The following is a 10,471-nucleotide window of genomic DNA, read 5'->3' as shown; positions in this document are numbered from 1 at the left end:
ATCCAGTAATCCAGTAATCCAGTAATCCAGTAATCCAGTAATCCAGTAATCCAGTGACGTTGCCAGCAGCGGCTGCCTGGAACGCGAGCGTTCGCCAGACATGCCGCGGCAGGCTTTGGCCGCAGCCACACCGCTGCACGGGGTGACCCACCTCGCCGCCCCCCACCAGCGTCCCGCCCGCGCATCCTCAACGGATCACACGCGGGCAGGCCGTTCTTCAGCGTTGGATCTTGATTTCCGTACGGCGGTTCATCGCCCGGCCATCGGCCGTCGCATTGTCGGCCACAGGCTGGCTTTCACCGGCGCCGCGCACCGAGACGAAACTGGCGCGTGGCACGCCGCTGCTGACCAGGTAGTCGGTCACCGAATGCGCACGGCGGTCAGACAGCTTCTGGTTGTAGCTGTCGGCGCCTACGCTGTCGGTATGCCCGGTCACGCTCAGCCGAGCGCTGGCCGCTTCCTGTTTCAAGCGCGTGGCGATGGTATTGAGGCGGTCTTTGTCGGCCGCAGTGAGGCGCGCCGAGTCGAACTCGAAATGCACGTCGCGGATCACGATGGTTTCTTCCTGCTCGACCACCACCACCTCTTCGACCACCGGCGGCGCTGGCGGCTGCAGCGGGCAACCCGTGGCATCGACCTGCACGCCACGCGGCGTGCCGGGGCACTTGTCGCGGCTGTCTGGCACGCCATCGCCATCTTCGTCGGCATCGCCGTGGGCCCAGCAGTAACCGGCGGCCAGGCCGCCGCCAAGCAGCGCGCCCCAACCGGCCCAGCTGGAGCTTTCAATGGCGCCTAGGGCAGCGCCGCCTACGCCGCCTACCGCCGCGCATTTGGGCCAGTCGGTTTTTTGCAGGCCAGCGCAACCGGTCAACAGGCCGGTGAGCAGAACCAGAGGTATCGCCGTGCGGACTATGCTCATTCGTTGCTTCTCCTGAGGATGGGAGCCGGCCTGCAGGCCGGCTCATCGCAGTAAAGACCGCCGCTTGCGGCTCTGCCAGCGTTGCGCCAGCATCCGACGCTGCAGCCCCTATGCCGGCGGGCCGCAGACCGCTAGTCTTGAGCGATTCCAACGAGGAGCGGCAATGACCACGATTTTTTCCGAGCGCACCCCGCAGCAGGCCTTGGCGGCTCTGCTCGACCGCGTCCGACCGCAGCGCCTGTTGCTGGTCGGCAGCCATTTCCCCGCCTTGGACGCCTTCGCCCAGACGCATCCGCACTGCACGCTCGATACCGCCCCACCCGGCCCGCTGCCTGCCGCGCTGGCCGCATGCCGCTACGACCTGGCGCTGCTGGTGGAATGCCTCGAACACCTGCCCAAGCGCAGCGGCTTGGAACTGCTGGGCGGCATTCGCAATCTCAACGCCAGCAAAGTGGCGGTACTCGTCGATCTCGAGGCGTGCGGCTGGCAGGACACCGACTTCTTCGCCCTGGCCCTGTCGGCCAGCGAGCGCTTCAGCCGTGGCGAACAGCAACTGTGCCTGTTCACCTATGATCTACGTGACTACAAGCAGGTCCCGGACTGGCTCAACGCCAGGTTCTGGGCCAACCCGGAAAATTTTGGCAAGTACTGGTGGTGACTTCATGAGCGTTTCGGTCTGCCCTTGCGGCAGTGGCAATCTCCTCGACGCCTGTTGCGGCCACTGGCACGCCGGTACGCCGGCCCCCGACGCGCAGTCGCTGATGCGCAGTCGCTACAGCGCCTACGTGCTGGGCCTGGTCGACTATCTGCAGGCCACCACCCTGCCCGCCCAGCAGCCTGGCCTGGACCGCGCCGCGATCAGCGCCTGGAGTGCGCAAAGCACCTGGCTGGGGCTGGCGGTCGAGGCCGTCGAAGTCCTCGGCGGCCAGCCCGAACATGCCTTCGTGACCTTTACCGCACGCTGGCACGACGCCGACGGCGATCATCAGCACCGCGAGCGATCGGCATTCGTGCAGCGCGAGGGCCGCTGGTACTTCATCGACGCAACCGTGCCGCTCAAGGCCGGCCGCAACGATCCCTGCCCGTGCGACAGCGGGCAGAAATTCAAGAAATGCTGCGCCAGCTACCTGGCCGGGTGATCCATGACGCTACTGAGCCGTACATTGCTGCTGGGTGCCTTGCTGAGCCTGCTGAGCGGCTGCATGAGCTGGGGCACCCGCGAATGGCGTGAGCCGCAGATCCATCTGGTCAAGGTGAAGACGGTCAAGGCCCGCCTGCACCAGCAGGAGTTCGTGCTGCACCTGCGGGTCGACAACCCCACCGACAGCCGACTGTTCATCCGCAACCTCGACTACTCGGTGAAGATCAACGACATCCCGCTGGTGGTCGACAACGCCAGCCTCTGGCGCAGCGTGGCTGCAGAGGATTCACGCACCTTCAAGATCACCGTGCGCACCAACCTGTGGCGCCATCTCAAGCCGCTGGCACGCCTGATCCGCAGCAAGAAGCCGCTGATGTACAGCCTGGATGCCGATATCAATACCGGGGTGTTCTTCCACGACACCCTGCATGTCTCGCGCAGTGGTGAGATACTGCACGGCGATTTTCTACCGGAGTGACCCGCAATGACCCAGCAACCCCACGTGCACGGCCCTGACTGCAACCACGACCATGACCACGGCCATGACCATCATCATGACCACGGCCACGTGCATGGCCCGCATTGCAACCACGCGCCTCAGGAACCGGTGCGCAACACCCTCAAGGACGTCGGTCGCAACGACCCGTGCCCTTGCGGCAGCGAGAAGAAATTCAAGAAGTGCCACGGCGCCTGAGGCACGTGATGTGAGCGGTCGCTGGCAGCCTCAGGCCAGCGGCCATTGCGGCACCGGCAGGGTTTCGTAGGCAGGCCTGGCGAACAGGTAGCCCTGAAACAACGAAATCCCCAGCGCCTTGAGCGCCGCGTATTCATCGACGTGCTCGATGCCCTCGGCAATGATCTGAATGTCGAGCTTGCGGCAGATGCCGACGATCCCCTCGACGATGGCAAAGCGTGCCGCGTCATTGTGCAGGCCGCGAATCAGTTCCATGTCCAGCTTGATGATGTCGGGCTGGAATTCGGCTAGCAGGCCGAGGCCCGAATAGCCTGCACCAAAGTCATCGATGGCGGTCTTGAAGCCCTGGCGCTGGTATTCCAGGAGAATGTTCTTCAGGTGCGTCCGATCGGTGAGCTGCTCGCTTTCAGTGACCTCGAAGAGAATCCGCTCGGTCGGAAAGCCGACCCGCTGCGCGGCGTCGAGGGTGGCGCGGATGCAGGCCGCCGGCTGGTACACGGCATTGGGCAGGAAGTTGATGCTCAGGTAACCCTGCAGTTGCAGCCTGGCGGCCAGCTCCACGGCTTTGATCCGGCAGGTCTGATCGAAGGTGTAGCGATTGTCCTCGGTGACCTGCTGCAGAATGCTGTACGCACCGCTGCCATCGGTGCCACGCACCAGCGCCTCGTAGCCGAATATACGATGCTCAGCGGCCTCGACGATGGGCTGAAACGCCATGCTGAACTCGAACGGCAGCGGTGCCTGGTCTGCGCACCGGCGGCAACCGACTGGGCGGGGTGAATCCTGGGGTGCGGATGGGCGTGTCATGCGTGTCTACCTCGGGTGGTCGGTTGCGCTGTGTCTGGCTTGGACGCTTGCAACAGGTTAGTGGTTCGACAGTGCCATCACGCGACTGCCATCACCCATTCAATCAGACCCTGAGTCGCCTGTGCGACGCCCTCTGTCGGCTTCTCGTCAGCGCGAAGCGGTGCACGGTAAAAAAGCCTGCAGCGGCGCTTGCGCAGTGACCCTGCCCTCACTAACGTAGCGCCTTCAAAAAACCACCCCCCGCCTTCCAGGAGCCCCCGCCATGGCCGCCGCCTCCGCGCCCTTTCGCCCACGCCTCAGCGCAACTGCCGCCCTGCTCGGTATGCTCGGCCTGGCCGGCTGCCAGATGGCCGCTCAACCCGGTAGCGCGCCCCCCAGCGTGGGAGTGCAGCCGCTCAAGGGCCTGGCCCAGGGCGCCTCGGTACGGCGCAACGGCATGGGCGCGCCATTGATCGAAAGCAGCAACTTCCACGATGCGCTGTTCAGCCTGGGCTATGTGCATGGCGTGGACCGCATCGAGCAGATGATCACCCTGCGCCTGCTGGCCCAGGGGCGGATGGCCGAAGTGGCCGGCGAAGACGCGCTGGACATCGATCGCCTGATGCGTGCGGTCAACCTGCGCCAGAGCGCCGCCGAGCTGTACGCCGACGCCTCGCCGCGCCTGCAGCGCTTTTTCGAGGTGTACGCTCGCGGGGTGAACGCCTACCTGTTCCGCTACCGCGACCACTTGCCTGAGGGCCTGGCACGCAGCGGTGACCGCATCGAATACTGGAAGCCGGAAGACTCGGCGCTGATCTTCCGCCTGTACGCCTTCAGCCAGTCGGTGAACCTGCAGGAAGAGCTGTCTGCCCTGACCCTGGCCCAGCAGGTCGGCAGCGACAAACTGGCCTGGCTGCTGCCGGTCGCCGCCGACGAGCCGCTGGCCGAGGGCGAGGCCGGGAAGCTCAAGGGCCTCGACCTTAGCCGCCAGTTGCCCGGGCTCGCCGCCCTCGCCGGCGCTGCGCAGAAGCTGGCCGACCACCACCTGTTGGGCAATCCGGGCTCGGCCAACCTGGCCCTGGCACCGCAGCGCAGCCGCACAGGCAAGAGCCTGCTGGCCAGCGACAGCCGCGCGGCCTGGGCGCTGAGCCCGGTACAGTTGCACACCGGCAAGTACCAGGTGGCCGGCCTGTCGCTACCGGGTCTACCCATCGTGCTGGCCGGCTACAACGGCAAACTGGCCTGGAGCAGCAGCGCGGTGATGGCCGACGACCAGGACCTGTACCTGGAACAGATTCGCCGCCAGGGTAATCAGCTGACCTACCTCGCCGACGGCAAGTGGCTGCCGGCCCGTGCCCGCAGCGAAACCTTCTTCGTCAAAGGCCAGCGCCCACAGCGCGAGGTGCTGTATGACACCCGCCATGGCACCCTGCTGGGCCAGCCGGGCATCAGCGGCCTGGCCCTGGCGCTGCACCTGCCCTCACTCAAGGGCGATCGCAGCCTCGATGCGCTCTTCGACCTGACCCGCGCCAGTTCGGTCGAGAAGGCCTTCGACAGCACCCGCGAAGTCGGTGCTGCCGCGCTCAACTTCGTCTTCGCCGAACCCCAGCACATCGGCTGGCAGGTCAGTGGCCGCTACCCGAACCGCCGCGACGGCCAGGGCCTGGTGCCCTCGCCTGGCTGGGACGCGCGCTATGACTGGGACGGCTACGCCGACCCGATGCTGCACCCCTACGATCAGGACCCGAGCAACGGCTGGATCGGCCACGCCAACCAGCGCAGTCAGCCCAAGGGCTACGGCATGCAGCTGTCCAGCAGCTGGTACTACCCCGAGCGCGCCGAACGCCTGGCGCAACTGGCCGGCAGGACAGCCGCAGCCTCATGGCACTGTTCAATGACCAGACCACCCCACTGGCCGGCAAGCTCAAGCAGATGTTCGAGGCCCCTGGCATGGCGCAACCGCTCCAGCAGGCCATCGACGCGCTGCCAGCAGGCGAGCGCGAGCAGGCCCGCGAAGCGCTGGCCCGGCTCAAGGCCGTCGATGGACGGCTCAGCGCAGACTCGGCCGACGCCGCGCTGTATGAACTGTTCCTGCAAGCGTTCGCGCGGCTGACCTTCCTGGATGAACTGGGCCCCGAATCCGGCCCGGCGTGGCAGGCCTTCGTCAGCAGTGCCCGGCTCTCGTACTCCGCCCACGCCGACCACCTGCTGGGCCGCGACGACAGCCCGTTCTGGGACGATCGCAACACCCCGCAGCGTGAGGGCAAACCCGTGATCCTCGCGCGCAGCCTGGCGAGCGCCATGAAAACCGGCAGCGCCGAGCTGGGCGCCGACCGCCGTGCGTGGCGCTGGGGCGCGCTGCATCAGTACCATTGGCCCACGCCGAGCCTCGGCGGCCTCGGTGATCGCCTGGCCCATGCACCCATGGCGACGGGTGGCGACTTCAGCACCCTGGCCCTGACCCCCTACGCCTGGGGCAGCAGCTTCGATACCGCCCTGCCCGCCTCGGCACGCATGGTCGTCGACTTCAGCCAGATCGAACCGCTGCAACTGCTGACCAGCTCCGGCCAGTCCGGCAACCCCTCCAGCGCGCACTTCAGCGATGGCCTGGACGCCTGGTTCAAGGGTCGCTACATGAGCCTGCCGGTGCAGCCACAGAATTTCGAGCGGGCCTATGGCCAGCAGCGCCTGTCGCTGGTGCCAGCCAAGTGATGGCTTGATCCGGTCGAACTTCCCACATGCCGTGGCGCTCCCAACAGGAACCCCCTGATCGGCGCCACCGCCATGGACCTCGTCATCGCAAGACCCGAAGGGCTGTACTGCCCGCCGGGCGACTTCTACATCGACCCCTGGCGCCCGGTATCGCGCGCGGTGATCACCCACGGCCATGGCGACCACTCGCGCCCCGGCAATGGTCACTACCTCACCGCTGCACCCGGCGCTGGCGTGCTCCGTAGCCGCCTGGGTCAGGACATCAACCTGCAGACCCTGCCGTATGGCGAGCGCCTGGTGCACCACGGTGTGACCCTGAGCCTGCACCCGGCCGGTCATGTGCTCGGTTCGGCGCAGGTGCGTCTGGAATATCAAGGCGAGGTCTGGGTGGCTTCGGGCGACTACAAGGTCGAGCCCGACGGCACCTGCGACCCGTTCGAGCCCGTGCGCTGCCATACCTTCATCACCGAATCCACCTTTGGCCTGCCGATCTACCGCTGGCCCAGCCAGGCCGAGATCTTCGCCCAGGTCAACGACTGGTGGCGCGGCAACTGCGCCCAAGGCAAGGCCAGCGTGCTGTTCTGCTACGCCTTCGGCAAGGCGCAGCGCCTGTTGCACGGGATCGATTCGAGCATTGGCCCGATCCTCGTGCATGGCGCGGTCGAGCCGCTGAACCGGGTCTACCGCGAAGCCGGCATTGCCCTGCCCGAAACACGCTATGCCGGAGACATCGCGCGTAACGATCCTCTGATGCGTCAGGCCCTGATCGTCGCGCCACCCTCTGCCGGCGGCAGCAGCTGGATGCGCCGCTTTGGCGACTACAGCGATGCTTTCGCCAGCGGCTGGATGCGCCTGCGCGGCACCCGTCGCCGACGCGGGGTGGACCGCGGCTTCGTGTTGTCCGACCACGCCGACTGGCCCGGCCTGCTCTGGGCCATCGAACAGACCGGTGCCGAACGGGTGATGGTCACCCACGGCTCGGTCAACGTGCTTGTGCGCTACCTCTGCGAGCTGGGCCTGGATGCACGCGGTTTCGTCACCGAGTATGGCGAAGAAGACGACGCCAGCGCCGCGGAGCCGACCCCATGAAAGCCTTCGCCGAGCTGTACCTGCGCCTCGATGCCACAACCTCGAGCAACGCCAAGCTGCAAGCGATGCGCGACTATTTCGCCGATGCGCCTGCGGCCGATGCCGCCTGGGCGGTGTACTTCCTGTCCGGCGGTCGGCCGCGGCAGCTGGTGCCCACGCGGGTGTTGCGCGAGCTGGCCACACGGATGTCGGGCTTGCCGGAATGGTTGTTCGAGGAAAGCTACCAGGCCGTCGGCGACATGGCCGAAACCATTTCCCTGCTGCTGCCCGAAGCCGAGTACGCCAGCGACGCAGGCCTGGCGCATTGGGTCGAAGCCGACCTGCTGCCGTTGCGCGGGCAGAGCCCGGAGGCGTTGCACGAACACTTGCCCACGCTCTGGGCGCAACTCGATCGCCCGAGCCTGATGCTGTGCCTCAAGCTCATCACCGGCAGCTTTCGCGTCGGGGTGTCCAAGCTCTTGGTCACCCGGGCCCTGGCGCAGCTGGCCGAGCTGGACCCCAAGCGCGTGGCCCAGCGCATGGTTGGCTACACCGACCTCAGCCACCGGCCCACGGCCGAACGCTACCTCAAGCTGGTCGCTGATGAATCTGACCAGGAACACCGCGAGCGCGGCGGCCAGCCCTACCCGTTCTTCCTGGCCCATGCCCTGCAAGCGCCGGTCGAACAGTTTGATCAACTGTTGGGTGCGCCCAGCGACTGGCAGATCGAATGGAAGTGGGATGGCATTCGCGCGCAAGTGGTCAAGCGCGATGGCCAGTTGTGGATCTGGTCGCGCGGTGAGGAACTGGTCACCGAGCGCTTCCCGGAGCTGCACAGCCTGCTCGAAGCGCTGCCGGACGGCGTGGTGCTCGATGGCGAGATCCTGGTGTGGAAACCCGGGAGCACCGCTGAGGATGTGGCGGTGCAGCCCTTTGCCTTGCTCCAGCAACGCCTGGGCCGCAAGACCCTGGGCAAGAAACTGCTGACCGATGCGCCGGTAGTGCTGCAAGCCTATGACCTGCTCGAATGGCAGGGCGAAGACTGGCGCAGCCGGCCGCAGCATGAACGGCGCAGCCAGCTGGAACGGCTGGTCGAGGCGCACCCTCTGGTGCCCGTGCTGTTGTCTCCGCTACTGACCGGCGAGGACTGGGCCGATCTGGCGCGCCAGCGCGAAGACTCCCGGCGCCTGGGTGTCGAGGGCATGATGCTCAAGCAGCGCGAAGCCTTGTACGGTGTGGGGCGGACCAAGGACATGGGCGTCTGGTGGAAATGGAAGGTCGATCCGTTCAGCGTCGATGCCGTGCTGATCTACGCGCAGCGCGGCCACGGGCGCCGCGCCAGCCTCTACAGCGATTACACCTTCGCGGTCTGGGACGGACCACCCGGCACCCCCGAGCGCACCCTGGTGCCGTTCGCCAAGGCCTACTCCGGGCTCAGCGATGAAGAGATGCGCAAGGTCGACGCCATCGTGCGCAAGACCACCGTCGAGACCTTCGGCCCAGTGCGCAGCGTCACCCCAACGCTGGTCTTCGAACTGGGCTTCGAGGGCATTGCCCTGTCCAAGCGGCACAAGAGCGGCATCGCGGTGCGCTTCCCGCGCATGTTGCGCTGGCGCCAGGACAAGACCGTCGAACAGGCGGATGACCTGGCGATCCTGCAAGGGCTGCTCGAATGACGTGAGTGCGGGCGGTGCGGGCGATCCTGTGCTTTCATTGCAGGCGCTGCTTTGCTCGCCCGCTTGCCCCTTCACCTCGCGCACTCAGGACCCTTCATGCAACTCGTCAGCCACGACCTGCTCTCGCCCGTCCCCGGCGTCACCCGCCAACTGCACAGCATTCACTTCGGCCCACGTGGCGCCGGCAAGGTGTACATCCAGGCCTCGCTGCATGCCGACGAGCTGCCCGGCATGCTGGTGGCCTGGCACTTGAAGCGGCGGTTGAGCGAACTGGAAGCGGCCGGGCGCCTGCGCCGCGAGATCGTGCTGGTGCCGGTGGCCAATCCGGCAGGCCTGGAGCAGATGGTGCTCGATGCGCCGCTGGGGCGTTTCGAGTTGCACAGTGGCGAGAACTTCAATCGACGCTTCGTCGACCTGTCCGATGAGGTAGGTGACCGCATCGAAGCGCTGCTGACCGACGACGCCGAGCGCAATCAGGTGCTGATTCGCCAGCACCTGTGCGAGGCCCTGGCCGAGCATCAGGCCCAGACCCCATTGCAGTCGTTGCGCCTGACCCTGCAGCGGCTGGCCTGCGATGCCGAGCTGGTGCTCGACCTGCACTGCGACTTCGAGGCGGTCGAGCACCTCTACACCACACCCGACGCCTGGCCGCAGGTCGAGCCCTTGGCGCGCTACCTGGGCGCGCAGGTCAGCCTGCTGGCGACCGACTCGGGCGGGCAGTCGTTCGACGAATGCTTCAGCCTGGTGTGGTGGCAGTTGCAACAACGCTTTGGCAAACGCTTTCCGATTCCGCTGGGCAGCCTCTCAGTCACCCTGGAGCTGCGCGGCCAGGCCGATGTCAGCCATGCCCTGGCCGAGCAGGATTGCCAGGCCATCCTCGATTACCTCGGCTACCGCGATGTCATCGCAGGTGCAACCGCAGCGCTACCTGCGCTGCCACGCCCTGCCACACCGCTGGCTGCCGTGGAGCTGGTAGTGGCCGCCACTGGCGGTTTGCTGGTGTACCTGGCGCAGCCGGGCCAGTGGGTCGAGGCCGGCGAGGTGATCGCCGAGGTCATCGACCCACTCACCGATCAGGTGCAGGTGCTGCGCAGCACCCAGGCTGGCTTGCTCTATGCCCGTAGCGTGCGGCGCCTGGCCACCGCCGGCATGGTGATCGCCCATGTGGCCGGCGAGCAGGTGTGCCGCAGCGGCTACCTGCTGGGCAACTGAGCCAAGGCCATTGACCGAGTAAAACCAACCGGGGCGACGTGCGGTCTGTTGCAACACAGTCTTCGTCCGGACCGGCCCCGCATGCCATCACCTTCTGATCCCGCCAGCTCCTGGTTCGCTACTCGCGGCTGGCGCCCGTTCGCCTTTCAGCGACGGGTGTGGGCGGCCGTTGGCCGCGGCGAATCCGGCCTGCTGCACGCCAGCACCGGCGCCGGCAAGACCTACGCCGTGTGGCTGGCCGCCCTGCGCGCGCTGATCGGCAA

At 66.6% G+C, this 10,471-nt stretch carries 10 protein-coding genes and 1 pseudogene; 9 read left to right on the top strand and 2 right to left on the bottom strand.

The window, feature by feature from the left end:
• Positions 1 to 217 precede the first annotated feature (217 nt).
• Entirely contained in the window at positions 218 to 919 is a 702-nt protein-coding gene (locus RT028_RS10875; protein WP_312934807.1) for an OmpA family protein, read from the bottom strand.
• A gap of 163 nt (positions 920 to 1,082) precedes the next feature.
• On the opposite strand from RT028_RS10875, the gene RT028_RS10870 reads away from it, so the two are divergent.
• From RT028_RS10870 to RT028_RS10855, 4 genes are read left to right on the top strand one after another with little or no spacing between them, the layout of a single operon-like run.
• Positions 1,083 to 1,577 (top strand): DUF6231 family protein, encoded by a 495-nt coding sequence (locus RT028_RS10870; protein WP_312934806.1) that lies wholly within the window; start codon positions 1,083 to 1,085, stop codon positions 1,575 to 1,577.
• A 4-nt stretch (positions 1,578 to 1,581) separates the two neighbouring features.
• Positions 1,582 to 2,058, top strand: a complete 477-nt coding sequence (locus RT028_RS10865; protein ID WP_312934804.1) for a YchJ family protein — start codon at positions 1,582 to 1,584, stop codon at positions 2,056 to 2,058.
• A gap of 3 nt (positions 2,059 to 2,061) precedes the next feature.
• The gene (locus RT028_RS10860; RefSeq protein ID WP_312934803.1) at positions 2,062 to 2,538 is read left to right on the top strand and encodes an LEA type 2 family protein; all 477 of its coding nucleotides are present in this window, start codon (positions 2,062 to 2,064) and stop codon (positions 2,536 to 2,538) included.
• A 6-nt stretch (positions 2,539 to 2,544) separates the two neighbouring features.
• On the top strand, positions 2,545 to 2,754 hold the full coding sequence (locus RT028_RS10855; protein WP_312934801.1) for an SEC-C metal-binding domain-containing protein: 210 nt from the start codon (positions 2,545 to 2,547) through the stop codon (positions 2,752 to 2,754).
• Positions 2,755 to 2,784: 30 nt separating this feature from the next.
• On the opposite strand, the gene RT028_RS10850 is transcribed toward RT028_RS10855, so the two are convergent.
• On the bottom strand, positions 2,785 to 3,561 hold the full coding sequence (locus RT028_RS10850) for an EAL domain-containing protein (protein ID WP_409567234.1): 777 nt from the start codon (positions 3,559 to 3,561) through the stop codon (positions 2,785 to 2,787).
• A 262-nt stretch (positions 3,562 to 3,823) separates the two neighbouring features.
• Between RT028_RS10850 and RT028_RS10845 the strand changes: the two are divergent.
• The 5 genes and pseudogenes from RT028_RS10845 to RT028_RS10825 all read left to right on the top strand — a co-directional run.
• Positions 3,824 to 6,252 (top strand): annotated as a pseudogene (locus RT028_RS10845) (penicillin acylase family protein).
• 72 nt (positions 6,253 to 6,324) lie between these two features.
• Positions 6,325 to 7,341, top strand: a complete 1,017-nt coding sequence (locus RT028_RS10840) for a ligase-associated DNA damage response exonuclease (RefSeq protein WP_312934798.1) — start codon at positions 6,325 to 6,327, stop codon at positions 7,339 to 7,341.
• Positions 7,338 to 8,996 carry an ATP-dependent DNA ligase gene (locus RT028_RS10835; RefSeq protein ID WP_312934797.1) on the top strand — a complete coding sequence of 553 codons (1,659 nt, stop codon included), beginning with the start codon at positions 7,338 to 7,340 and terminating at the stop codon, positions 8,994 to 8,996. The genes RT028_RS10840 and RT028_RS10835 overlap by 4 nt, the downstream gene beginning before the upstream one ends.
• Positions 8,997 to 9,092: 96 nt before the next feature.
• Entirely contained in the window at positions 9,093 to 10,208 is a 1,116-nt protein-coding gene (locus RT028_RS10830; protein ID WP_312934795.1) for a M14 family metallopeptidase, read from the top strand.
• 81 nt (positions 10,209 to 10,289) lie between these two features.
• The coding region (locus RT028_RS10825) for a hypothetical protein (protein ID WP_312934794.1) at positions 10,290 to 10,471 on the top strand (182 nt) is incomplete at its 3' end.

The organism is Pseudomonas sp., from assembly GCF_032058845.1.
Taxonomy (GTDB): domain Bacteria; phylum Pseudomonadota; class Gammaproteobacteria; order Pseudomonadales; family Pseudomonadaceae; genus Aquipseudomonas.
Note: the sequence above shows the minus strand (reverse complement) of the source record. Positions and strands in the feature narration are given on the sequence as shown.

Coding starts and splice junctions, on each gene's coding strand:
- RT028_RS10835 (WP_312934797.1), top strand. CDS start 7,338: ATGAAAGCCTTCGCCGAGCTGTACCTGCGCCTCGATGCCACAACCTCG.
- RT028_RS10865 (WP_312934804.1), top strand. CDS start 1,582: ATGAGCGTTTCGGTCTGCCCTTGCGGCAGTGGCAATCTCCTCGACGCC.
- RT028_RS10830 (WP_312934795.1), top strand. CDS start 9,093: ATGCAACTCGTCAGCCACGACCTGCTCTCGCCCGTCCCCGGCGTCACC.
- RT028_RS10875 (WP_312934807.1), bottom strand. CDS start 919: ATGAGCATAGTCCGCACGGCGATACCTCTGGTTCTGCTCACCGGCCTG.
- RT028_RS10860 (WP_312934803.1), top strand. CDS start 2,062: ATGACGCTACTGAGCCGTACATTGCTGCTGGGTGCCTTGCTGAGCCTG.
- RT028_RS10855 (WP_312934801.1), top strand. CDS start 2,545: ATGACCCAGCAACCCCACGTGCACGGCCCTGACTGCAACCACGACCAT.
- RT028_RS10870 (WP_312934806.1), top strand. CDS start 1,083: ATGACCACGATTTTTTCCGAGCGCACCCCGCAGCAGGCCTTGGCGGCT.
- RT028_RS10840 (WP_312934798.1), top strand. CDS start 6,325: ATGGACCTCGTCATCGCAAGACCCGAAGGGCTGTACTGCCCGCCGGGC.
- RT028_RS10850 (WP_409567234.1), bottom strand. CDS start 3,561: ATGACACGCCCATCCGCACCCCAGGATTCACCCCGCCCAGTCGGTTGC.